This is a genomic window from Polystyrenella longa (assembly GCF_007750395.1).
Classification (GTDB): Bacteria; Planctomycetota; Planctomycetia; order Planctomycetales; family Planctomycetaceae; genus Polystyrenella; species Polystyrenella longa.
This window is the reverse complement of record NZ_CP036281.1, coordinates 1,131,661-1,155,818: the sequence shown is the minus strand read 5'-3', so window position 1 is coordinate 1,155,818 and position 24,158 is coordinate 1,131,661. Positions and strand designations below refer to the sequence as shown.

The window sequence follows — 24,158 nt, the reverse complement described above, 5'->3', positions numbered from 1 at the left end:
TGTTCACTCTGTGGTTTTTCTTTTCCACTTCAAACGCTCTCTCCTCCTTTTGAAGTCTCTCCCATTCTATTCAACGGGATCGCTCATGTATCGCTCGACTATCTGCTTGCTCGCCCTACTTGTCTTCGGCTTCATGCCGTCCATTCTCTCTGCCGAGTCGCCCGATGTACTTCCCGGGACGACGTTATTGGAACTGGAACAACCCCTGGACGAAGTGATGGTAGCCGGGATCGACCGATTCGCTCTGAAAGCAATTGAAGAGGCTCGCCAAGAACGGATCAACAACTGGCCGGTCGACTTTACCTCACAGGAAACCTTCTACCAGACAGTCGCGCCACTGCGAGAGGAATTCAAACAAATCATCGGAGTTGTGGATGAACGAGTTCCCAATCCCAAGTTCGAATTGATCAGCACCTTAGATTCACCGTCGCTCGTAGCGCAAGGGGCCGACTTTGAAATTCATCGGGTCCGATGGTCCGTGCTGGAAGGGGTGACGGGCGAAGGACTGTTGCTGCTGCCAACTGGCGGTGCGAAAGGGAACGCGGTCGCCCTCCCCGATGCGGACTGGACGCCAGAGCAACTGTGCGGTCTGCTGCCCGGCGTACCCGAGCAAGGCCGGTTCCCTCTGTTTCTCGCGCAGGCTGGATACCGGGTCCTCGTCCCGACGCTCGTCAATCGGGAGCAGACCTGGTCCGGGCACGAGGATGTCTTCTTCACCAACCAACCCCACCGGGAATGGATCTACCGGCAGGCATTCATACTCGGTCGGCACATCATCGGTTATGAAGTCCAGAAAGTTCTCGCGGGGCTGGACGCACTGGAACAACTTGGGACAACCGAGCAATCCGTCATTGCTGGAATTGGCGAAGGTGGACTACTCGCACTTTACAGTGGCGCGATTGATGAGCGGATTGATACGACGATCTGTGCGGGTTACTTCGACCAACGGGAATCGGTCTGGAAGGAACCGATTTATCGCAACGTATGGGGACTGCTCACCAAGTTTGGCGACGCTCAACTCGCCGGGATGATCGCTCCAAGAGAGTTGATCGTCGTGAATACCGCATCCCCCGAAGTCGCTGGCCCCCCTGAGGCAATCAAGGGGCATCACAGCACTGCCGCGCCAGGTCGAATAGAATCACCGGGGACGTCCGTGCAAGCGGAACTGAAACTGGCGGGAACTTATTTTCAACAATTGAATGTTCCTGATCAGTTGATGGTCTGGGAGAAAGCGGCGGCGAACTCGATTCAACCCGAGGTCATTGCGGCCGTCGCCAATATTGATCCACAGAAGAATTCTTCGTCCAACACCAACCTCAAGATACTGCAGACACCGAAGGACGATGAACTTAACCAGCGACAACAGAAGCAGGTTGCTGAATTGACCAACTTCACCCAGGGATTGCTCGACGAGTGCCATAAGGTGCGAGAGCAACTGTGGAGCAGTGCTGATCATTCGAGTCCTGAAGCGTGGACCAAATCAACCGCCAAGTTGAAAGAGCAAATGGAGACCGGCTTCATCGGGAAGATTGACCTCCCCCTGTCTGCTCCGAATGTTCGCACACGGAAAATCATGGAGAACGAACACTTCACCGGTTACGAAGTGGTATTCGACGTTTTTCCTGAAGTCATTGCCGGGGGAATTCTACTCGTCCCGCATCACATTCCAGAAGGCGAAGAACGACCGCTCGTCGTGTGCCAGCATGGGTTGGAAGGGCTGGCGATGGATTGTGTTACCTATGAAGAAGACCGATTCAGGTATTACAAAGCCTTCGCGTCCGAGCTGGCCAAACAGGGCTTCATCACCTATTCGCCTCAGAACCCGTATCGAGGGAAAGATCAATTCCGTACGCTGCAACTGAAATCGAACCTACTTAAACGCTCGCTTTTCAGCTACATCATTCCTCAACATCGGCAGACGTTACGCTGGTTGGGAAAACTTCCTTATGTCGATGCGAACCGAATGGCGTTTTATGGCCTCTCTTATGGTGGGAAGACGGCGATGCGAGTTCCGCCATTTGTGGATGAGTACTGCCTGTCGATCTGTTCGGGTGACTTTGATGAATGGATCGTCAAGATTGCCTGCAACAGCGAACGGTACTGCTACGTCTTCCACGGTGAATACGAAATCTTCGAATGGAACATGGGAAATCTGGCCAACTACGCCGAACTGGCAACACTCATTTTTCCGCGCCCATTTATGGTGGAGCGAGGCCACAACGACGGCGTCGCCCCCGACCGGTGGGTAGCCGCCGAATACGCCAAAGTCCGTCGTCACTACAACCAGATGGGCCTGAATGCTCAAACCACCATCGAATACTTCGACGGTCCGCATCAGATTAACTTGGTGGGGACGACGGAGTTTCTGAAGGCGCAGTTGGGGTTTGAGGGGGAGTAGTTTGATTGGATTCCGTCTATGTACGAGTTCCAAGAATTCTAGAGAATAATATCCCAAAACACTTGTGATTTGATATTTCCACTTGACAAATGAATCTGTGGCACCGATAATGGTAGATGGATTGGGGATATCCCGGTCGGCGGATAACTCTGGATAACGGAGTTATCCGTTTTTTTATGGAAAAATCTTCCAGCCAAACCCTACGCCTAAACCACAATGCGGACGATAGATATGTTTGCGAACTACGTCGAATGCAGGATTTGGTTTACTCCGGTCAATTACATACCGAGCACAGGGATAAGCACACAAATCTGCAACTTGAATCCCAGCCAAGTTATTGGATTTCTTTTGGAACTCCAATTGAAAGTTGCACTTCTGAAATTCTTCTTTTTTAACAAAACCGGTTCCCCTGCCCAGTAGATCGAAGAATTCTGCCTTCAATTGATTATCCTCATTCTTGCCACGAGCTTCAGCGATGATAGGCAACTCTTTTATTCCTTTCGCTTTCACAAAATCGAGCACTCGCTCTAAAAGAAACTTTAGCGAGAGGTCATACGGATTTTCAGCATATTTGTATTTCTGGCTTAACATATCCTTACGTATAACACTGACAAAAAGAGTGTACGGCATATCTTCCATACATTGAGAAAGCTCGCTCACAAAATCTCGATAGTTATTCCGAGCAATTAGTTCACTAAAAGCTCCCTGTCGTTTTCTGATGTCACGACTGTGGAAATTAATTCCTTCGTGATCCCAGAACCGTAGTTTGAGCCTGTTAACCGCCGTAATAACATTCTTCTCATAGTCTTTACGAGAAATCAGTACGAGTGACAGCACAAATATCGGAAAATCTGGATCAGTGTTATCCAAGGAATGGTCGCCAGACTCATCAAGAAAAGATATATATCGGGACTTCTGATTTTTCAAATCTGACATTCACTGATTCCAAATAAATTACTCGACTCAAACATGAATTTCAAAATCACATTACCTGCAATTATGCTTAAACGGAACCCCACTAATATTTTCACCACTAATCTACTATTCACCCAAAATCATCGTTTCTCGGCGGAGTCCGCCTTCACGTAGTTTTCGTCGATCAGGCGGAGGTAGCTTTCGTAACGCATCATGCTGATTTCGCGGTTTTCGACGGCCGTCTTCACTCCGCAGCCTTCTTCGTGCGTGTGGCTGCAGTCAGGGAATTTGCAGTAGGTGACGTAAGGCCGGAACTCGATAAAGTACCCTTCGACCTCTTCAGGAATGACATCCCACAGTTCAAGCTGGCGAATACCGGGTGTATCGACGACCCAGCCACCAAAGTCGAGCTGTAACAGTTGCGTCGTGCGGGTGGTATGCTTTCCTTTCATTGATATCGCATTGACTTCGCGTGTATCGAGATCAATAGAGGGAGCAACTTCGTTGATCAGGGATGACTTACCGACACCACTTTGGCCAGTGAGTACCGTTTGAGTTCCTTTTAGCAGCTTGCGGAGTTCTTCCAGGCCCATTCGGTTGATGATCGAGGTTGCCAACACCCGGTAACCAAGCTGCGCGTATAAACCGAGAATCGGTTGCAGATCGACGGGATCAATCAAGTCGGCTTTGTTAATGCAGATGATCGCCTCTGTCCCTCCTTTTTCCGCGCTGATGAGAAACCGGTCGATCAGATTGGTTTTGAGTGTTGATTGATCCGCAGTCACCACTATCAGAATCTGATCAATATTGGCGACGATGATATGCTCTCGATTGTTACTGGTACGGGAGAGAACTCCTTTACGGGGTTCAATCCGTTCAATCATTCCCTGCTCGTCTCCATCGGGACGGAAGAGAACGCGGTCACCGGCAACGACTGCATTTCGCGCGTCGCGGGATAAAGTTCTGAGAACTCTGCGAACGGTACACAAATATTGTTTGCCATCCTCTCCTTCGACCGAGCAGTTCAGGCCAATCGCCGAGAGTACCCGCCCACGCAAGCATTCGCTTTCGTCGATATCGAGTTGGAGTTCTCCTTTATCGTTGGTATCGGCGATGATCGTGCGATAGCGCGTCTGATCGCTGCGTCCAGTGACGCGTTCGGAGGCTTTCAGGTCTTCGACGTTTTCTCCCGCGTTGACTTCGCGCGTGAAATCCCGTTTGCGGCTCTTCTTGCCCCGGTTCTTCCGGAACTCGACACGAACCTTACGACCTTTTTTGTCAGACTTTTTACGAGCCAAGCGCGTTTATTCTCCCTCAATGAAATTGAAGTCAGCGATGCGAATGAAGTAAAGGGGAGCTTCGTAAAAACCGAAGACGCCTCCAGAGCGCGAGGTCATCCCCGAGCTGCATCCCATTCTTACAGACTGACGACAATCAGTCGAGGTTCGCGTGGGATTCTGAAGAAGATTGCTGGCGTTCGCGGCGTCGTTTCACGAGTCCTGCTTTTTCCATGAGTGGAATGGACATCGGATCGATCTCTGCTGGAGGAGGTGCGTCGCCGAGCGGGGTGTAGTTCACTTCGTAGTGGTGTTTGGCGATGCTCAGAATGTCTCCTGGCATGACCCAGTTCAAGTCACAACCTTCCCCATTCACTTTGAGCCCGTTGCGGGAACCCAGATCGCGAACTTGCCAGTAACCGTTGATCAGTTCGAGTTCGCAATGATGTGAAGAGACGTTCTGGAAGCGCAGAGAGATATCGCAGCTACTCCGCCGACCAATCAGCAGGAGTGGTTTCATCAGGGGAATGACATCCCCTCCACCACATGGAATCAGTTCGCCTAACATAGGACTATCGATGCAACCTTTAAACGCGGGGCCGAGTCCGAAACCGGTTCCGCGTGGAGAAACAGGTCTGGAACGATGTGATGACTAATTATTGCCCGCAGCATTTCGAAACAGACTTTTTTTCTGAAATGCAGCCCTAACTCTAATCTGGTTATTGATCTACGTCAAACACGATTATTCTAAATCGACCCGTCATTGATCAAAAAACCGAGTTTCGTCTAAATAGGGAAGCCCACCGGACTGAGGTGACTTCGAGAAAAGAGGAGCTCGAATCATGTTCCTGACGAGCAGGGTTGGTTACGATGCATTTCGCTGCTGTAAACCCTGCTTGTAAGTGGTTCGCCTTCTCATTTCTCCGTTATTTTCTCTTCGATCCATTCATGCTGCTTTGTTCAGCCAGGAGTCGCTGACGTGTCCGATTCGCCTGAGCAAACTCTCGCCCCCGGGACTAATGAAACCGGGAACAGAGATGAAGCTCCTCGTCATCGAATTGAAATCAAACCGAGCTCTCGCTGGGGCCTTCCTGACGGGGGTGAACTGTGGCGCTATCGAGAATTGCTGTGGATGCTCATTCTGCGAGATTTGAAAGTTCGCTATAAACAAACGGTACTCGGTCTGCTCTGGACGATTATCCAACCCCTCGCGCTGATGACAATTTTCACCCTTTTTCTGGGTCGATATATTCAACCGGCTGACAGCAGCGTCCCCTACTATCTGTTTGTTCTTACTGGTCTGGTAATGTGGCAGTTCTTTGCCAGATCCCTAACCGATGCGAGCACCAGCCTGGTTGTGAACGAACGAGTCGTAACGAAGGTGTACTTCCCCCGCATTCTCGTTCCTACCTCCGTCATTCTGGCGGGGCTGCCTGATTTTCTAATCGCTTCTCTGATCCTGGGCTGCTTTTTGATTGGGTCGGGACTCTGGCCCGGGTTACTGATTTTGTTTGCTCCGCTGTTCGTCATACTGACTTTCGTTGCCGCAATGGGAGTGGGGCTCTGGTTGTCCGCATTAGATGTGAATTACCGGGATGTGCGCTACACGCTTTCGTTTTTGACGCAGCTCTGGATGTTCGCTTCACCCATCGTTTATCCGGCGGAGGCGGTTCAAGAAAAATGGGGGCTGCCCGGAACAGTTCTCTACGGAATGAATCCCATCGCGGGAGCAATCGAAGGTTTTCGCTGGACGATCTTCACCGACGGACCATTTCCAATGGCACTCGTCGTAATGTCGAGTTTAGTAACGTGCCTGTTATTCATCAGTGGGATGTATTACTTTCAACAGATGCAGCGGACGCTAGCGGATCACCTATAAATCACAGCAGACTGTTCGGCCGTGTGCGGTGAGGGAATTGATCATATTTGTTTTAACCATCGGGGCACTGTCGGTGGTCGAGAATCGAAAAACTAAATCCGATGACGGATCTCGCGTTACGTGTTGAACAACTCTCGAAGCGTTACGAACTCGGAACGCGTGAACCCTATTACGCGCTGCGAGATTCATTGACGCGCTGGTTTAAAAAGCCCTTCACTCGCGAACAAATGATACCATCGGCTGAAGCGAATCCTCATGTCTGGGCATTGGACGAGGTCTCGTTCGATGTCTCCGCTGGGGAAGCGGTGGGAATTCTCGGACACAATGGAGCTGGCAAAAGCACTCTTCTGAAGATTCTTTCTCGTGTCACTGAACCCACATCCGGTAGGGCAACGATGTATGGACGGGTGGGTTCGCTGCTGGAAGTGGGGACGGGATTTCATCCCGAATTGACCGGCCGGGAAAACATCTTCATTAATGGTTCAATCCTCGGAATGAGTCAGAAGGAAGTGCGAGACCGCTTTGATGAGATTGTTGCCTTCGCCGAGATTGATCGGTTTCTCGACACGCCTGTCAAACGGTACTCCTCCGGGATGTATATGCGTCTGGCCTTCTCCGTCGCCGCCCATCTACAACCTGAGATTCTTCTTGTTGATGAACTATTGGCAGTCGGCGACGCCGCATTTCAGAAAAAATGCTTGAACAGAATGGGAGACGTCTCACGTTCGGGCCGGACAGTGTTGTTTGTCAGTCATCAGATGACGGCCATGAAGAATCTCTGCCAGCGCGGTATCTATATCGATCAGGGAAAACTGGCCTATGATGGTACAATCGATGAAGCGATCAACCGGTATCTCGATTCGTCTCAACCAATCCGACAGATCAATATCAGCGATCGCCAGGACCGACGCGGTTCAGGGCTGGTCCGTTTCGAAGAGCTGAAGATCACGGGCCCGGATGGGAACGAACGAATTGAAGCGGGAGAGGAGTTAACCTTCACCTTCCACTATTCAAGCAGCGACGACACCCCGCGGCGGCTTCGTTTTCTTGTTGGTATTTATGACCCACTTGATACGTCCCTCTTTCGACTCGACAGTGATAAGACGGCACAACTGGAAGGGACACTCCCTGCATCGGGAACGATCGTCTGCCGGACGGGTGGGCTTAACCTGACTGCCGGTAGTTGCTATGTGAACATTGCCGTTCTGGCGGAAGGTCAGATCGCAGACCACCTGGCCCACGCGGCGGAAATCGAAGTGCAACCGGCCGACTTTTATCACACGGGACGCTGCTTTGAACGAAACGAGACTCTCTTCCTCCTGGAGCAGGATTGGAGTCTCGATGGCAACTGAAATCACCACAACGGGAAAGATTCGTATTCCTCCCGCTGAGATTGAATACGCGACCTCTGCCTCGCCGGCACATACGGCACGCATTTTCACCTGGCAGGGAGAACTTTACCGATCAATTCCACAATCGAGCCTGCCCATGTGGAAACAGCTCACGGAAGAGGGCTTGCTGCAAGAGTTGATCCATGAAAGACTCTTTGTCGAAACCAGAGAGACTGACCTTCAGTTGGAGGGTGCAGCACTCGTTCTTAAACACGATCGAATTCCGTTTGTGAGTTATCCTTACGAATGGTGCTCTGCTGCATTTCAGTCAGCGGCAATTCAGTTCCTGGAATTAAATATTCGTCTCGCGAAATCAGGACTGGCGACTTCCGACGCCCATCCCTGGAATCTCGTGTTTGATGGAACGACTCCTCTGTTCGTCGACTATGGTTCGTTCGTCCCATTGGAACAGATTCACCGAGCCGATTTTATCAATCAATTCCGTGCCCAGTTCTGGTATCCCCTGCAGTTGATGACCAGTGGCCACGGGCGACTCGCACGAACTTTGATGCAGGAGTATTCCCAACCTATTCAGGAAGATGAACTTCCCGGTTTGCGTTATCTCTGGAGACGGGGTTGGCTCAGGCTGGCGAAATCCCGCGGTCACAGTCGCCTGGGACGTGGGGCTCAAAAGCTGGCGAGGCTGAACCGATTTCATCTGCAACGACAACCATCAACCGAGATCTGGATCAAAGGACTCGAACGCTGGAAACGTCGCGTGGAACGAGTTCGTCTCCCTCGCCAGCGTACATTCTGGTCACATTATTACGCGGAGGATTACCCAGATCACGCCCAGCCGGAGACATGGTCGGAGAAACAAATAACGGTCGCGAAAGTCTTGGAAGAACTGGCTCCCGCGACTGTTCATGATCTGGCGGGTAACAGCGGTTGGTACGCACAACTCGCCTGCCGACAGGGACGACAGGTTGTCTGTACAGACAATGACGACTTGGCACTCAACCAACTCTTTCAGAGAGAACAGTCGTCGAACTCCGGCATGTCTCTGGCGTATCTCAACATCGTGAATCCTGTCGGTCCGCACGGAACAATCGATGCAAGAGGTAGCCGGCTTTACACCGCTGTAGAGCAGCGTCTGCAGGCTGACTGCGTCTTGGCGCTCGGTTTGACTCACCATCTCGTTTTCACTGAAATGTTCGACTTCCCCTTTATCTTTGGGGCACTCAGTCAATTTACCAGGAAGGATTTGATCGTCGAATTTGTCAGCCGGGATGATGAGTACGTTAAAACCTGGTGGAACGATTCGTACGACTGGTACACGCTGGAAAACTTCTGCGACATTGCCCGACAATATTTCGAAGAGGTCGACGTTCAGGACTCGTCACCCGCGGGTCGATATCTGGTTGTCTGCCGACAGAGACGGAATGAGCCATGACGAAGTGGCGCGAACACCTGAGGTCATGGCTTCCTCCTGCTTTGCTTCGTTGGCGACGACGGTGGAATCCGAATTTAATTCGGTTCACCGGCGATTACCCTAATTTCGAAACGGCACTCGCGGACGCATCGGGATACGACTCGGAACTCATTCAAAAGCGAGTGATCGACGCGCAGCGACAAGTACGGGCTGGAAAAGGACTGTTTGCTCAGGATGGTGTTGTCATTGATTCGGCCTGCCCACCCCTCCGTTTGCTTTCTGTGCTATATCATCTTGGACTGGAAAAGGACTCGAAGTCTATCTCAGTAATCGACTTCGGCGGTGCTCTGGGATCGACTTATGATCGCTGTCGCCATGCGGCACCGGTGGATTTGAAATTTGACTGGACGATCGTCGAACAACCCGCGCTGATTCAAGCGGGCCGCGACGATTTTACCACATCGGAGTTAAAGTTCTCTCCGTCCATAGAGGAACGACTCGCGCAGGGGCCCGTCGATTTACTGCTCCTCTCGGGCGTGCTTCCTTATCTGCAAGAGCCGTTCTCGTTTCTCCGAATGATTGCCAACACAGAGATTCCCTGGATCGTAATTGACCGTACGCCCTTACTCTTTCAGAAATGCAATCGGCTCACCCTACAGCACGTTCCCGCCTCTATCTACGGTTCCCCCCAAAGCTACCCCGCCTGGTTCCTGGACCACAATGAACTGTGCGACATCCTCTCTTCTCACTACGAAATTATCTCTCAACATCCCTCAGGCGATGGTGAATTCGACCTGGGCGACGTGCAGTCTCTTTCCTATGGGATGATCTGGAAACGACGAGATCCGGCTGGGTTGGTTGGAACCACAGATAGACACAGATAAACACAGATTTCCGGTTTCTGATTTCATCTCTTTCGTGTATTTCGTGGTTCCCTGAATCTTCTCAGCCGGGCTCATTGTCAAAAAATGATGGCGCGATATGATCAGGGGGAGACGTCGGTTTTACCGGCTCTCCATTTGCTTTTACTGATATCCAATGAACGAGAGAGGTGTATTTCGATGGCTGAGTTTCGGACGGAACGAGATTCGATGGGTGATGTACAGGTTCCTGCTCAGGCGTATTACGGTGCGCAGACGCAGCGGGCGGTCGAGAATTTCCCAATCTCCGGTTGGACACTCCCGCCCGAACTGATTCAGGCAATGGGACTCGTCAAATACGCCTGTGGAGTCGCCAACCGTGATCTTGGCAAACTGACCGGAACGGGAAAAAACCCACTGAGCGACAAGCAAGTCGAAGCGATGCTCGCTTCCGCCAAAGAGGTTGCTGCCGGAAATTACAATGACCAATTTCCCATCGACGTCTTCCAGACGGGATCGGGAACGTCGAGTAACATGAACTGCAACGAAGTCATTGCCAACCGGGCAATTGAGATCATGAAGGGGGATCGATTCGCAGCTGAAAAACAGATCCACCCCAACGATCACGTCAACATGGGACAGAGCACTAACGATACCTTCCCTACTGCGATTCACGTTGCTGTAGGTATGTCGATTCGAAATCATTTGATCCCTGCTCTGAAGAAGTTTGCCGTCAGTCTTTCAGACAAGGCCGTCGCCTGGGACAAAATCATCAAGATTGGCCGGACACACCTTGCCGATGCCACCCCTCTTCGCCTGGGTCAGGAATTCGGCGGATTCGCCCGCCAGTTGGAGTTGTCAATTGATCGGGCTGAACGGGCCATCGAAGCGATTCTCGAACTGCCCGTCGGTGGCACAGCTGTCGGTTCCGGAATCAATACCCACCCCGAATTCGGCGGCCGAGTGGCTGAAGAGCTGGCCAAAGAGAGCGGCGTTCCCTTTGTGGAAGCGGCCAATCACTTTGAAGCGAATGCGCAGCGTGATGGACTAGTGGAATGCCATGGCCAGTTGAAAACGATTGCCTCCACCCTGTTCAACGTGGCGAATAACATCCGTTGGCTGGGTGCTGGCCCTCGATGTGGATATTACGAAGTCAAAATCCCAGATCGTCAGCCAGGTAGTTCCATTATGCCCGGGAAAGTAAACCCCGTGATGTGCGAAAGTATGTTACAGGTCACAGCCCGCGTCATGGGGAATGATCAGGCGATCGCCATCAGCGGTTCTTCGGGAGGCCAATTCCAGTTGAACATCATGATGCCCATGATGGGCCAGACGACGCTCGAAAGCATTATGTTGCTAAGCAAGGCTACCGACGCGTTTGTCGAGTTCTGCATGGACGGATTGGAGCCCAACGAAGAAGCGTGTAACGACGCCGTCGAAAAAAGCCTGTCGATGGTCACGAGTCTCAACCCGTACATCGGTTACGAGAAAGCTTCGGCGCTGGCGAAAGAAGCCTTCAAAACGAATAAGACCATTCGAGAACTCTGCACTGAGCAGAATATTCTGCCACCAGAACAGCTCGAGGAAGCACTCGATCCGTTCAGCATGACGGAACCCCAGGCGTAGTTCCCCGGCCCTGCAGCGGATGAATAATAATCTAAAAAGCCTGTTTTTCTTCCCCGAGTCGGGACGAAGAACAGGCTTCTTTTTTCGGGTTCAGACTTGAATTATTTTCCTGAACCTGTGAACCTCTTGTATAAATATGACTCTAGGATGCTTGAGCAAAGGGGTGGTTTCTGCTGAACAGAGAACACCTTGCCACAGCACCTTCCAGAGTTCATATTAATGCGATCCTCTATTTGCGTAGAAATCGCAGTGAATTGAGATTTTCACAATTCGAGGATGAGATACGTTCGGCTCTTTCGCTGACGTCGTTAGACAGCAGTTTGAATCGAATGCCCTACCAGATTACCTCCTGAATGATTCGGCGTCCGCCGCAACTTCCTTCAGAAAACCATATACACTCGGGTGCTGTTCCGCGTTCGCATATCTAGAACAGTTACATGGGGAGTTTTCAACTGATGAATTTCAGAGAAACTCCTGCAGAAGATTCTTAAGATTTCGTGAGATGAGTCAAATCCAACTTGCGTCCAATTAATATCTATCTGACAACTAGAAAACTTCAGGTTCGATATCAATCATCAACAACAGCAACTTCCTTGCTGAAGAAGGTTTACCTCGTTTATCGCGAAACCTTGTTCTCAGAAGGCGTTGTCTGCGGATACCCGTCCTGGTGTCTGGTGGTGAATTACGTTTGATAATCGCCAATCTGGAGTGCATCGCCCCTCTACTCACTTCGTATATCGTCCTACCCGTCTCGGGAGAAAGTGAATATGGTAACCTCATCGCTATCGCGTCCTACGCTGGTTCTGAACAGGAACTGGCAGCCGGTCGGAATTGTGCCGGTCTCACGGGCGCTCATTAAGGTCTGGAACGAATCCGCCCATATTGTCGACCCTGAAAATTATGCCACCTACACCTGGCATGACTGGGCCGAACTTGATCCCGAGCATGATGAACCTTGCATCGTCACGAACCACTCGCGTCTGCGTGTCCCTGAAATCGTGACGCTGACCAGCTACGATCGTATTCCTAAACGGACAGTCGCCTTCAGCCGAAGAAATCTGTTCCGTCGTGACAAGTTCACCTGCCAGTACTGCAGCAAACAGCCCGGTAGTGCGGAACTGACGATCGACCACGTTTTGCCTCGTTCTCGAGGTGGAGTCTCCAGCTGGGACAATTGTGTACTGGCCTGTATCAACTGCAATAAGCGGAAAGCGGACAAAACGCCCAAAGAGGCACACATGCCGCTGCTCGCCGAACCAGTCCGACCTCCCTGGAAGCCGATCTACGCCTCCTTCGGAAAGCGGATCGACAGCTGGTCCAAATTCATGAGCGAAGCCTACTGGAACGTCGAACTCGAAGAGTAACTGGTCCCACACGGACATAGCTCTGCTCACAGCGCTATCACATTTGAATCGACCGTCCTCCCCTGCATCGGTGGGAAAGGACGGTTATTTTTTGCGCCTCAGATTGTTTGTGAGGGGACTTGAGAAGCTAATGATTTCAGCTGCTCCCCGTATTCCTCCTATCCTTCCAACTAATTGCAGTTCATTCTCCTACGAGAGAACGATTCAAGATGCATTTCACTCGACCACTCGATTTTCTTGGCTATACTGCTAAAAGTATGGAGACAACAGGCTAACGACGAATTCGCTGCCTGCGGGATCCAACTCATATCCCCGATCTCAGGAACCAACCTTCCAGGATGGCGCTTGTGGTCCTCTGCAATTTTTCCAGGCCTGTTTTCATCGCGCACGTTGAAGGGCTCTGCTCATTATCCACGCTATCCCTCCCGGATAAAGAGTGCCGATCCCCCTTCAGCGACAGTGAATTAGACAATCGTAATCCAGATTTTCGCCGGAACTTTCGTGACCTGAATTTCCGCGAATGTTTAAATGAACCGGGCCTTGAAAGGGAAGGAAGAAATATTCATGGCTGAAAAATACAATACGACTGTGCATGAGAAACTCTCGGCACTTGCCTCGAATTTCTGGTGGAGCTGGCAACCCGACATCACCAACATCTTCCGACAAATCGACCCGCTGCTCTGGTCGCAACAAAGACACAATCCCTTCAAGATGCTGCGAGAATACGACGCGGACAAGCTTGAAAAACGAATCTCGGATCTCGCGCTCCATTCCAGCATCAACCGGGCCTACCGAGCCTGGCAGGAATATATGAATGAAGAGGATACTTGGGGAAATATCCAGGGAGGGGTACTGCAACATCGCCCCGTCGCCTACTTCTCGGCTGAATTCGGTATCCATGAATCCTTCCCGATCTACTCGGGTGGGCTGGGAATTCTCGCGGGGGACCACTTGAAGAGTGCCTCCGATTTAGGAGCACCGTTGATCGGCGTCGGTCTTTATTACGACGAAGGCTACTTCATTCAGAACATTAACAAAGATGGCTGGCAGGAAGAATCGTATCCAACACTGGATAAATCAGTCCTCCCGATTCGGGAAGCACTTGGTGTCGATGGTAAACCTGTCATGATCAACGTTCCGACCCGGAACGAAACGATCCACGCCAAAGTCTGGGAAGTCGATGTCGGTCGCATCAAACTGTACCTGCTCGACACGAACGTGCAGGAAAACGCGGAAGAAGTTCGCGATCTGACTGCCCGTCTTTACGGTGGCGATCAACGGATTCGTATCCGACAGGAAATTCTGCTCGGTATCGGAGGAGCTCGCGCACTGACCGCCATGGGGATCGACCCTCGAGTGATCCATATGAACGAAGGACACTCTGCCTTCGCTCCGCTGGAATTCATCCGACTTCGCATGCAGGCCGATGGACTTTCGTTCGACGATGCCATGCGTGAAGTCGCTCGCTCCGGTGTCTTCACGACGCATACTCCTGTCCCAGCCGGTCACGACCGATTTGATTCGGGGCTCGTCGAAGAACATGTTGGCCCGCTCGCCGATCAACTCGGTTTGAATCATGAAGGCCTGATGGCCCTTGGCCGTGTCGACCCGCAGAACCACTCTGAAACCTTCTGCATGACGGTCCTCGCCTTCAAACTGAGTCGCAAAGCCAACGCCGTCTCGAACCTGCACGGTGTAGTCAGCCGCAGCATGTGGTCGAATCTGTGGCCCTGGCGAGGCGAAGACGAAATTCCGATCGGTCATATTACAAACGGGGTGCACGTACCGACTTGGTTGGCGGCCCAGATGCGTGCTCTTTATGACCGCATTCTCCCGCTGGATTGGCATAAGCACACGGGTGAACCCGAGGTCTGGTCAAGTTTCATGGAAGTCGATCCCGCCGAACTATGGGAGACACACCAGTCACTCAAAAACCGGCTGATCATTTACGCTCGTAGTTGCGCAATGCAACAGGCAGAACGCCGCGGTGCCCCTAAAGAACAGGTGGCAAAACTGGCCGATATCCTCGATCCTAAGTTTTTGACCATTGGGTTTGCTCGCCGCTTTGCTCCTTACAAACGAGCCGACCTTGTCCTGCGAGACTTTGAGAACTTTGCCAAACTGGTCAACAGCAGTACCAAGCCAGTGCAGTTCATCTTTGCTGGGAAAGCACACCCGCGAGATGACAACGGAAAAGTGATCCTGCAGAAAATCTTCAAGCTGACACAGGAAGACCGCTTCCGTGGCCGCGTTCTGTTCCTCGACAACTACGATATCAACCTCGGTCGACATCTGGTTCAAGGCGTTGACGTGTGGCTCAACAATCCTCGACGTCCGCTGGAAGCCTCGGGAACGAGTGGACAGAAAGTCGTGCTAAACGGCGGCCTCAACTGCTCTATTCTGGATGGTTGGTGGGCGGAAGCCTTTGACGGAGCCAACGGCTTCGCTATCGGTCCGGGACGTGTTCATTCCAATGTCGAAATTCAAGACCAACGTGATGCTGAAAACCTGATGAGCACGCTGGTGGATGAAGTCATCCCGATGTACTACGCTCGCGACAAAGACGACCTGCCGCAAGAGTGGATTTACCGCATGAAACGGGCGATTCGCTCGCTCGGTTGGCGGTTTAATGCCGACCGAATGGTAATGGATTATGTCACACAAACGTATATTCCTGCCGGTGGTGGAACTTCCAGCGAGTTGTTCTAATTCCGCGAATAACGCCTGAATGTTTAAGTAAAATCCAAAGCCCTCCTGCCCTTTGCAGCGAGGGCTTTTTTATTGTTTGGTTTCCCCGAACCCGCTTGAGAAATTCCGGGGGGTAGGAGCGGGAACCGTCGGCTGCTATGATTATCTTGCCGTCCAAGACCTTCAATGCTGCAATACGACCGCTTGGGTATCAAGCTTATTCACTCACAACCTCCTTACCTCAGGATGCTTCATGGTTGAAGCCGATGATGATCATCTGGAATCGCTACTTTCACAGCTGAATGACCAACAGCGAGTGGCGGTCGAGCACGATCTCAATCCGCTCCTAATCGTCGCCGGAGCTGGTACTGGTAAAACGACCACTTTGGCACACCGAGTCGCTTGGTTGATCGCAACCGGCGTCGACCCACGTCGCATTATGCTGCTTACTTTCACGAGACGCGCAGCCAATGAAATGCTGCGACGAGTCGAGGCGATTCTCTCAGGTCTGGACCATCATGCCGATCGAACGGGACGCAAACGACCTGGTCGGGGTGTATGGGGAGGAACTTTCCATTCCATCTCGGCACGTATGCTGCGTAAATATGGAAACGCACTCGGTCTCGATTCACAGTTCACGATTCTCGACCGAACGGACTCCGAAGATTTATTGCAACTACTGCGCATAGACATGAATCTCGCGGACAGCAAGAAGCGGTTCCCGCTTAAGGGAACGTGCCTCGACATCTACAGTCGCTGCATGAATTCTCAGCGGCGACTCGAAGAAGTCCTGCAATTTGATTTTCCCTGGTGTGCCGAATATCAAGATGAACTTAAAGGACTGTTCCGCGCCTTCGTAGATCGCAAAGAGCTACAGGGAGTTCTTGACTACGACGACCTGCTTGTTTTCTGGAGAGCCCTGCTCGATTCTGACACGGGAGCAGAGATGATCCGCAGCCAGTTCGACGCCGTTCTTATTGACGAATACCAGGATACCAACGTTCTTCAATCCAGTATCCTGCAGTTGCTCTCTCCGGAAGGACAGGGAGTGACCGTCGTTGGCGATGATGCCCAGTCAATTTATTCTTTTCGCGCTGCAACGGTCCGAAACATTCTCGATTTCCCTCAGGATTTCCCCAACACCACCATTGTGGCCCTGGAACAGAATTACCGCTCCACTCAGCCTATTCTAGAGATGACGAACCGAGTGATTTCCATGGCTCCGGAGCGGTTCGAGAAAAACCTCTGGTCTGATCGAGAACAAGGTCCGCGGCCGATTATTGTGGAAAGTGACAACGAAGATGTTCAAACAGATTATTTGATCTCCCAGATTCTGGAACATCGCGAGAATGGTGTTCCCCTTAACCGACAGGCCGTTCTCTTTCGCGCATCGCATCATAGCTTGCCATTGGAAATCGAACTGGGGCATCGGGATATTCCCTTTGCCAAGTATGGTGGCCTCAAGTTTATTGAAACAGCCCACGCCAAAGACCTGCTCTCCTTTCTCCGAATAGCGGAGAACCCGCGTGATGAAGTCGCCGTCATGCGCGTGCTGACCATGCTCCCCGGCATCGGTCGCAAGAAAGGGGCGCAGTTAATGGAGATGAGTAAAGGGCAAAGTGATATCACCGCTGGCTGGAAAGACTTTAAGCCGCCTGCAGCTACGCGCGATCACTGGCCTCTCTTCATCGCCCTGATCCAATCACTGTCCCTGAAAAGGAGTGACGACGAACCGATGTCGGGACAGCTGAAACTCGTCCGCCGATTTTACAAACCGATTCTTGAATCAAAATACGACAACCTGCGTGCGCGTGAAAATGATCTCGATCAGCTTGAGCGAATTTCGGATCGTTACGTCAATCGGGCCAGCTTCCTTACGGACCTCGCCTTGGAACCACCGACGTCCATGATGGAACTTAAGGACCAGACGCAAGATGCTGATGAGGAATGTCTGGTGCTCAGTACCATTCATTCTTCTAAAGGACTTGAGTGGGATGTCGTCTATCTCCTGCAAGCCATCGAAGGTTGTCTGCCCTCTGAAATGGCACTCCGTTCGGGTGACGACCTGGAAGAAGAACGCCGTCTGTTTTATGTCGCGCTGACGCGTGCTAAACATTGGCTGTATGTCGGTTGCCCACGTCGTTACTTTACGCGAAACAACAGCTTTCCCGGTGGCCGAAACGTATCTGTTCGCAAGAGTCGCTTCCTGAGTGACTCGGTGCTGGAATGCTGCGAGATCATCAATGCCGATCTCGAAATTGATGCCGACGACTTGGAGAGCTATCGCTCCACTGGAATCGACAGTCGCTCCATTCGTGATGGTTTAAAAAACCGCTGGCTATAGGGCACTCTCCCCCCTTTTGCGATATTTCCTGGATACTTTTGCGTGTATCGGTGCGTGCTTTGAGAACATACCCGAAGCACTCGTACGATGTTTAACCGGGACCAACTTGCTGTGATTATTGACTGTCAACAGACAACGCGTAGACATCGTTTTTTAAACCAGAAATAAGACCCTGACTAAAACCGTCAAAATCGGAAAAATCACCCCAAACCATTTGAAGTTTCAAATTGATGGCGGTATCGTGAGAACAGAAGTGGGATAATTACCCACAGCGATCTTTAACAACTAGTTGATTGTGGGATATCGACCCAGTAAGATAGACAGGCAACTTAAACCTCCTCTATCGGCACCGAACGCATGTCCGCAGAAACCTTTATCACCGGCGAAGTGAAACGAACGATCGACGATCGTTTTCGTCTCTCATTGCCGAATGAAATGGCAGAAGCGGTCACCGATCCAGCCGGGGAAACGATCCTGACCAAAGAGCGTTATGGCTGCCTGTCACTCTGGTCTGCTGCCGAATGGCAGAAGCGAGTCGACGTCGGCGTTAACCTGATCAAGCAGAAAGTATCTGCTGGTCGAATGGAGCAACGATGGGGAGAAGTTCAGCGTCTCGGACGTTTACTTTCGACCCGCTCCACGACGGTTAAATTAGCCAATCGTTCGCGCCTGTTAATTCCCGAAGGGTTCAGACAGTTTCTGAACGTGGACGTGAATCAGGAAGTCATGATTGTAGGAGCAGCCATCTGCGTGGAAATCTGGAATCCGGATGCGTGGCTCGAAACGCTCCAGCAAGAGATGCCAGAGTTCAATCCGCTCTTCCGGGATCTGTCCGAGTAACGTTCTTCACTGTTTACTCAGAACATCCAGGTAACGGCCAGCGGTGGTCCTGTCAGATGAAAACTGACTGCCAGCTCTATACTTATCTTCCCTACCAACGCGATCTCGAAGTCGCGACCCAAATTACGCTTTGTATGCATGCACCACTTCTGATTGGCAATGGTATGCCTTTCAGATTTACGAAACCCGGCCGGAAGAAAGCACGACTGTTCACTCTGCTCTGAATCGGCTGATTCTCTGCGATAAGACAAATGCCATGGAGGGTGTCCTTCGGCATGGATGCCGTTTTTTCTTTCGCCGGGTTTTACTTACAACTCCCCACAATCAACGACGGCTTGCTTGCCTACCAGAAAATACTGGTAACGCATCAACTGCTGCCAGCATTGAAGACCCCCGCCTCATTAAGCGGTGCCAAGCCCAACGACGACACTCAAAACAATCCTGCCGAACTCAGTCCCACGAGTAGGCATAAAAAACCTCTCCCCTGCGAAACCATTGCAGTGGAGAGGTTTTTTGTTGAATACAATCAAACGGTTTAAGGTCAAACTGTTTCAGAATAGGATCAGGTAGGGAACGTGGTCAACACGCGGTGCATTTCCTGCATGTCCGTCACTCCCTGGATGACTCTCTGACGAGCCGCTTCTTCGAGCGATTCCATTCCCTTGGTCTGGGCGAGTGCCATCATCTGATCGTGTGAACGACCATGCAGAACGGCTTCTCGAATTTCGGAGTCCATTTCCATGATCTCGAAGACCCCCGTTCGTCCGGCGTAACCGGTGCCAAAGCAGACTCCACATCCTTTGCCCGACTTGAGCTGGCACTTATCCACTTCTTCATCGGAAAGTTGCAGCATGCGAATGTGCTTGTCGTCGAGTTTGATATCTTCGGCACACTCGCGACAGACTTTTCGCAGCAGTCGTTGAGAGATAATTCCCTGAAGTGAGTCGGCAATGAACATCGGAGGAATACCAAATTCCCGGAAGACGTCGATCGTCGCCGCAGTGTCGTTGGCGTGCAGCGTACTCAGTACCACGACCCCGGTGAGGCCCGCACGACAGGCAATATGAGCGGTCTCGGGATCGCGAATCTCTCCCACCATCATCACATTCGGGTCCTGACGCAGAACACCACGCAGGGCTTCGACGAATCCAAAGTCGATTTTCGGGTCGACCTGAATTTGGTTCACGTTTTCCATCCGGCGTTCGACTGGATCTTCGATGGTAACCAGGCTTTTGGTCGGATCGCTCAACTTCTGCAGGCAGGAGTACATCGTGGTACTCTTACCGGAACCGACGGGTCCGACACTGAGAATCATGCCGTACGGTTTTTCGATACAGCGCTGAAGAATTTTAATCTGACCTTCGTCAAATCCTAATTCTCCCAGTTCGACGTACTCGCGGTTATCGGGCATCAGTCGCAGTACGAGACGTTCACCGTGAATTGTGGGGCCACTGCCCACACGAATATCACGCTGATGTTGTAAGACCGCGTTAGAGATATGACCATCCTGAGACAGGCGACGCTCCGTGATGTCCATGTTTGCCAGTAATTTGATACGGGAAATCACATGCGACGTCACATTCGGAGGCAACTCCAGCACGTTGTGGAGAAGACCATCCACCCGCAACCGGACCAGCAGGCCCCGATCAGTCGGATCGAGATGGATGTCAGTGGCCTTCAGTTGGAAAGCACGTTCCAGTAGGAGGTCGACCAGCGGACCGGGCCCGACGACATCGACGAGCCCTTTCAACTCTTCCTCTAGCGCTTTCTGGCGGACATCACCTGGAGGTAGCTTGTTGACGCTATTCGGCTTTGAACTGTCCGATGATTTGGACTCTGCTGATGTTTGACGATCGGTCATCCTCAGTAACTCCCGATGAAATGGCCCATGTTGTAATTGCACGTTCACCGACCGGACGGCAGGAGTCTCCTCCATTCGTATCCGAAACGAAAAACGATCACTGGTGCTTCAGGAAACAGAGGAACAGGTCAATCGGGCAAAGGCCGCTGAAATTCTTCTGTGACCGGTCTGCGGTTAAAATATTCGATTATAAAAGTCATCGCACGACAATTGCATGGCAGTGAGGTCGGCGACAGATCAAGTTATTTCTCTTCCGCAAATGCGGCATATATTTTTTGGTGGGAGCCTTATGACTAAGATGTAATCTCCAAGACCGCCACCACAATCAGTATTAGGTTTGTCACCACGCCGGCCAGGCCGAGCGCTTTGATGGCTGTTTTAAAACTTGTGGCGGACAACGTGCCAAAAATGATCGCCACGAGGGCGGCAACAATAGTGAGAACCAGAGGAATTTTTTGATCATTTGCGTTGTATAGCCAGATCAGTCCTCCGATTGCTCCCAAGGTCGCCAGAATGACGAGGGCTGGAGCCAGCTTGCTGTCTTCTGATACGCTGCTGGTCGCACTTGAAGACCCGGACGAAGAGAGTGACGAAGCGCGAAACCCAAGTTTCTTAAGTGCTTCTTCACGGGTCTCCACAATCACCCAGATTTTATGCAACCCGGCCAGTTCGAGGACTTCATAAACGAGTTTCTCTCGATTGACGACGACCATTCGGCCTTTTTCGTCTTTCACCGATTTCCAAAGCCGCACAATCAACGCCACCATGGCGCTTCCCATGTAATTCAGGGATGATAGATCGACAACAAAAGCGGGAGATTTATGATCTTTTAACTGTACGAGAAGATCGGAGCCGACTTTCTCGATGTCACTCCACTGAGCGTCATTCAGTTCCGGAGTCAGGGTAATTACAGAGTAGCCGTTACCCTGCTCGAAATAATAAGGATTATTGCTCGACGTCACAGTTGCCTCTCCCGAGTTGGAGATAGAAAAGTCAGCGGTCGAAGGGCCCGCAGAAAGTTGAATAAATATATCTGTATTTTCAGCCAGAGAACCTACAGGGGAACAAGTCGCCTCCATTGAAATCGACTTCCAAGGTGCTTTCACCGAGGACGAACTCCAGTACGGTTTCAGACTGTATGATAATTAAGTAACTGCATAACCGACAACAGCACTCTGCGACGGTTCAATGGAATATGGAATAGTAGCCGACTTCAGTAACCACGAAAACTCTTCCCTGACGCCGTTTCGATTTCGATTATCGCCGATGTTGCTCATCGAGCAAAACCAAAATCGATCATGCGTAAAGGCTACCGAACTTTGATCAGAGATACAGAATCTTTATGCAAAAACATGAAAGACGATATGTTAAAATCAGGAAAATCTTAGGATGTGTGGGCTGCTATTTCGCACCTCCACCACCTTAGATCACACGGATAGGAAAATCCGATGACAGTCGTCCTGATCACTCTGGGTGATTAAGTCGAATGCAAGATTCAAGGCAAGAAAGAGTACTGGAGCCCATTTTGAAACCCGATCATGGTTATTCCAGACCCTGTAAAACAAGGGCTGTTTTAAACCATCAGAGAGTTTCAGAATCGTTTATAATATTGAGTGGATAACTCGTAGAGGTGATACCGACGACCGTTTCAGGTGCTGTCTCAAAGCCGTGAGCAGGAATGGAACCCTGCCGCTTCTCTTTAGTAGAAACAGAAAGCATGAAACATCATGAGATTGGTAAACTACCCGGGCCGACCACAACCGCTAACCTCTGCCAACGACTTGGGAGTCGTATTATCTTACCTGAATGAGCAAACAGATTCGGCAGCCAGAAAAACTCTGTCTGCAAAAGCGTTACAGCTGAAAGGGAGATAGCTTGAGAACGATGTGAAAAACCGAGGAAGAAAAGGGAGAACCTACCGGTTGAAGTGGATGGCTTCGTTGAATCATGCAGAGAATGCACGATGGAAAAACTTTCTGATCTTGCCAGTCCGTTTCTACCGGAAACCTTCTACTATCATGTCGAGTTGCAGCCGCTCATTCAATAGCTCGGCAGAATGATTTTGAAAAGTTGACTCACTGTTTAACTGAGGGTGATATTTCATCATCAGGCAGAAATCCCTCCGCACAACCCGAAGAATAAGATTGCTTTTGACGATTTTTCGCTGTATCGATTTTTTTACGAGGTTTCCCTCAGATCTATTTCTCAACAGCCGAGCTTTGATAAACAGGGTCGGTTCTCCTTACCCTACAGCGTTTGCGCGCTATCTACCAATTGATGCTGGACCCTCTGTAAATACATAGTGACTGTAGCTTGTCACGTTTATTGATAGTCACAACAGGTTTGCTGGATGGAATCCAGTCTTCCGGACTGGTCGATCCAGTTCGGAGCAGATCGCCAATCCGGCAACGAACACAGTGACCATAAGTCCACTACTAAATATTTCGATAATTGGGTTTAGGCCATCTCCCGGGTCGCAAAAAAAGGACTATTTCGCCTATTTTACGAACTTTCCCGTTCTCTTCGGTTTGTTCTAACGGGTAAAGTAGATCATGTGTTAGGCAGCTTTTAACATGATCTAACGTCCGATTTGAATTTTCCCTCCCGTTGCCTTCACTCCACCTCATTTGAGAGTCTTATGAAGACGAATCTCGGTAAAGTACTGGTTGTCCTTACCTTCATCGCGAGCATCATATTTATGATGGCTGCGATGAATCTGTATTACGGTAGTTATAACTGGCAGGAAAAAATCGCTACGGTTGAGAATTACACGATCCTGCCAGTCGATGGTCCTGAAGGTAATCGCTACCAGAGAACGGACAATGTTACCAATCAAACGGTGGGTAGCATTTCATTCCTCCCTGAGGTACTGGTGGCCACGATCAAAGATGAGACGAATAAACTGCGTGCAGCCAACGCCGATCTGAAAAGACAGATCGACGCCGTCAACAAAAAAATCACCAGCTACGAAGCAATGATCGAAACGGACCGAAAAGGTCTCGATAAAAAAATCACAGAGCTACAGGCGGAAATTGAGCAGACGCTGGAACAGACCCAGAATTTGTCTGTCCAACTGGTCACGTTAACTACGGAAGCAAACGAGACCCTGGTAGACGCCCAAAAACGACGAGAAGACATCGCCCGACTGAACGCCCAACTGGATGAGATCAAAACAGAAGATTTCCGGTTGGAGGAACAAAAAATAAAATTGGTGGATCTGGTAACACGTTACAAAGAGATCGCTCGGGCCCTGAAGCGGAGACAGGAACAATTAAAGCAAGAGGTCGACACCGTCGCCGAAGCCAACTGATTCCTCTCCAATCCCTACCCATAACAGTCACAA

18 protein-coding genes are annotated in these 24,158 nt (G+C 50.9%); 12 read left to right on the top strand and 6 right to left on the bottom strand.

The window, feature by feature from the left end; all coding sequences use genetic code 11:
- Positions 1-85: 85 nt before the first annotated feature.
- Positions 86-2,398 carry a hypothetical protein gene (locus Pla110_RS04365; protein ID WP_144993621.1) on the top strand — a complete coding sequence of 771 codons (2,313 nt, stop codon included), beginning with the start codon at positions 86-88 and terminating at the stop codon, positions 2,396-2,398.
- A 174-nt stretch (positions 2,399-2,572) separates the two neighbouring features.
- Here Pla110_RS04365 and Pla110_RS04360 read toward each other — a convergent pair whose 3' ends face one another.
- The 3 genes from Pla110_RS04360 to Pla110_RS04350 all read right to left on the bottom strand — a co-directional run bounded on the left by Pla110_RS04360 (position 2,573) and on the right by Pla110_RS04350 (position 5,158).
- Positions 2,573-3,334 carry a DUF3800 domain-containing protein gene (locus Pla110_RS04360; RefSeq protein ID WP_144993619.1) on the bottom strand — a complete coding sequence of 254 codons (762 nt, stop codon included), beginning with the start codon at positions 3,332-3,334 and terminating at the stop codon, positions 2,573-2,575.
- Positions 3,335-3,453: 119 nt separating this feature from the next.
- A complete protein-coding gene (gene rsgA / locus Pla110_RS04355) occupies positions 3,454-4,611 on the bottom strand; it encodes a ribosome small subunit-dependent GTPase A (RefSeq protein ID WP_144993617.1) in 1,158 nt (385 codons plus the stop codon).
- 136 nt (positions 4,612-4,747) lie between these two features.
- Positions 4,748-5,158 carry an FHA domain-containing protein gene (locus tag Pla110_RS04350; protein ID WP_144993615.1) on the bottom strand — a complete coding sequence of 137 codons (411 nt, stop codon included), beginning with the start codon at positions 5,156-5,158 and terminating at the stop codon, positions 4,748-4,750.
- Between the two features lie 411 nt (positions 5,159-5,569).
- On the opposite strand from Pla110_RS04350, the gene Pla110_RS04345 reads away from it, so the two are divergent.
- From Pla110_RS04345 to Pla110_RS04305, 9 genes are all read left to right on the top strand, one after another.
- Positions 5,570-6,469: an ABC transporter permease gene (locus Pla110_RS04345; RefSeq protein WP_144993613.1), complete on the top strand. Its 900-nt coding sequence runs from the start codon at positions 5,570-5,572 to the stop codon at positions 6,467-6,469.
- Between the two features lie 101 nt (positions 6,470-6,570).
- Positions 6,571-7,821 (top strand): ABC transporter ATP-binding protein, encoded by a 1,251-nt coding sequence (locus Pla110_RS04340; RefSeq protein WP_144993611.1) that lies wholly within the window; start codon positions 6,571-6,573, stop codon positions 7,819-7,821.
- Positions 7,811-9,253 carry a hypothetical protein gene (locus Pla110_RS04335; RefSeq protein WP_144993609.1) on the top strand — a complete coding sequence of 481 codons (1,443 nt, stop codon included), beginning with the start codon at positions 7,811-7,813 and terminating at the stop codon, positions 9,251-9,253. Before Pla110_RS04340 ends, Pla110_RS04335 begins: the two co-directional genes overlap by 11 nt.
- Positions 9,250-10,116 (top strand): methyltransferase, TIGR04325 family, encoded by an 867-nt coding sequence (locus Pla110_RS04330; RefSeq protein WP_144993607.1) that lies wholly within the window; start codon positions 9,250-9,252, stop codon positions 10,114-10,116. The genes Pla110_RS04335 and Pla110_RS04330 overlap by 4 nt, the downstream gene beginning before the upstream one ends.
- A 177-nt stretch (positions 10,117-10,293) precedes the next feature.
- Positions 10,294-11,718 carry a class II fumarate hydratase gene (locus Pla110_RS04325; protein WP_144993605.1) on the top strand — a complete coding sequence of 475 codons (1,425 nt, stop codon included), beginning with the start codon at positions 10,294-10,296 and terminating at the stop codon, positions 11,716-11,718.
- Positions 11,719-12,485: 767 nt separating this feature from the next.
- Positions 12,486-13,082: an HNH endonuclease gene (locus tag Pla110_RS04320; RefSeq protein ID WP_144993603.1), complete on the top strand. Its 597-nt coding sequence runs from the start codon at positions 12,486-12,488 to the stop codon at positions 13,080-13,082.
- Between the two features lie 564 nt (positions 13,083-13,646).
- Positions 13,647-15,791: an alpha-glucan family phosphorylase gene (gene glgP / locus Pla110_RS04315; RefSeq protein WP_144993601.1), complete on the top strand. Its 2,145-nt coding sequence runs from the start codon at positions 13,647-13,649 to the stop codon at positions 15,789-15,791.
- Between the two features lie 232 nt (positions 15,792-16,023).
- Positions 16,024-18,114: an ATP-dependent helicase gene (locus tag Pla110_RS04310; protein WP_144993599.1), complete on the top strand. Its 2,091-nt coding sequence runs from the start codon at positions 16,024-16,026 to the stop codon at positions 18,112-18,114.
- 357 nt (positions 18,115-18,471) lie between these two features.
- A complete protein-coding gene (locus Pla110_RS04305) occupies positions 18,472-18,954 on the top strand; it encodes a division/cell wall cluster transcriptional repressor MraZ (protein WP_144993597.1) in 483 nt (160 codons plus the stop codon).
- A 17-nt stretch (positions 18,955-18,971) separates the two neighbouring features.
- Here Pla110_RS04305 and Pla110_RS22955 read toward each other — a convergent pair whose 3' ends face one another.
- Complete coding sequence (locus Pla110_RS22955; RefSeq protein ID WP_261342362.1) at positions 18,972-19,094, bottom strand: hypothetical protein; 123 nt, start codon at positions 19,092-19,094, stop codon at positions 18,972-18,974.
- A 135-nt stretch (positions 19,095-19,229) separates the two neighbouring features.
- Here Pla110_RS22955 and Pla110_RS04300 point away from each other — a divergent pair, with 135 nt between their 5' ends.
- Positions 19,230-19,493, top strand: coding sequence for a hypothetical protein (locus tag Pla110_RS04300; protein WP_144993595.1), 264 nt, complete (start codon positions 19,230-19,232; stop codon positions 19,491-19,493).
- A gap of 23 nt (positions 19,494-19,516) precedes the next feature.
- Here the strand turns inward: Pla110_RS04300 and Pla110_RS04295 are convergent, their stop codons facing one another.
- Entirely contained in the window at positions 19,517-20,815 is a 1,299-nt protein-coding gene (locus Pla110_RS04295) for a GspE/PulE family protein (protein WP_144993593.1), read from the bottom strand.
- A 293-nt stretch (positions 20,816-21,108) separates the two neighbouring features.
- Positions 21,109-21,921 carry an STAS domain-containing protein gene (locus Pla110_RS04290; protein ID WP_144993592.1) on the bottom strand — a complete coding sequence of 271 codons (813 nt, stop codon included), beginning with the start codon at positions 21,919-21,921 and terminating at the stop codon, positions 21,109-21,111.
- A 1,532-nt stretch (positions 21,922-23,453) separates the two neighbouring features.
- Between Pla110_RS04290 and Pla110_RS04285 the strand changes: the two genes are divergently transcribed.
- On the top strand, positions 23,454-24,125 hold the full coding sequence (locus Pla110_RS04285) for a hypothetical protein (protein WP_144993590.1): 672 nt from the start codon (positions 23,454-23,456) through the stop codon (positions 24,123-24,125).
- The last annotated feature ends 33 nt before the right edge of the window (positions 24,126-24,158 follow it).

Excerpts from the sequence above, each read along its gene's own strand:
- Pla110_RS04300 (WP_144993595.1), top strand. The coding sequence starts at position 19,230 with ATGGATGCCGTTTTTTCTTTCGCCGGGTTTTACTTACAACTCCCCACA.
- Pla110_RS04295 (WP_144993593.1), bottom strand. The coding sequence starts at position 20,815 with ATGACCGATCGTCAAACATCAGCAGAGTCCAAATCATCGGACAGTTCA.
- Pla110_RS04305 (WP_144993597.1), top strand. The coding sequence starts at position 18,472 with ATGTCCGCAGAAACCTTTATCACCGGCGAAGTGAAACGAACGATCGAC.
- Pla110_RS04340 (WP_144993611.1), top strand. The coding sequence starts at position 6,571 with ATGACGGATCTCGCGTTACGTGTTGAACAACTCTCGAAGCGTTACGAA.
- Pla110_RS04285 (WP_144993590.1), top strand. The coding sequence starts at position 23,454 with ATGAAGACGAATCTCGGTAAAGTACTGGTTGTCCTTACCTTCATCGCG.
- Pla110_RS04325 (WP_144993605.1), top strand. The coding sequence starts at position 10,294 with ATGGCTGAGTTTCGGACGGAACGAGATTCGATGGGTGATGTACAGGTT.
- Pla110_RS22955 (WP_261342362.1), bottom strand. The coding sequence starts at position 19,094 with ATGCATACAAAGCGTAATTTGGGTCGCGACTTCGAGATCGCGTTGGTA.
- Pla110_RS04365 (WP_144993621.1), top strand. The coding sequence starts at position 86 with ATGTATCGCTCGACTATCTGCTTGCTCGCCCTACTTGTCTTCGGCTTC.
- Pla110_RS04330 (WP_144993607.1), top strand. The coding sequence starts at position 9,250 with ATGACGAAGTGGCGCGAACACCTGAGGTCATGGCTTCCTCCTGCTTTG.
- Pla110_RS04360 (WP_144993619.1), bottom strand. The coding sequence starts at position 3,334 with ATGTCAGATTTGAAAAATCAGAAGTCCCGATATATATCTTTTCTTGAT.
- Pla110_RS04310 (WP_144993599.1), top strand. The coding sequence starts at position 16,024 with ATGGTTGAAGCCGATGATGATCATCTGGAATCGCTACTTTCACAGCTG.
- Pla110_RS04320 (WP_144993603.1), top strand. The coding sequence starts at position 12,486 with ATGGTAACCTCATCGCTATCGCGTCCTACGCTGGTTCTGAACAGGAAC.
- Pla110_RS04335 (WP_144993609.1), top strand. The coding sequence starts at position 7,811 with ATGGCAACTGAAATCACCACAACGGGAAAGATTCGTATTCCTCCCGCT.
- Pla110_RS04350 (WP_144993615.1), bottom strand. The coding sequence starts at position 5,158 with ATGTTAGGCGAACTGATTCCATGTGGTGGAGGGGATGTCATTCCCCTG.
- glgP (WP_144993601.1), top strand. The coding sequence starts at position 13,647 with ATGGCTGAAAAATACAATACGACTGTGCATGAGAAACTCTCGGCACTT.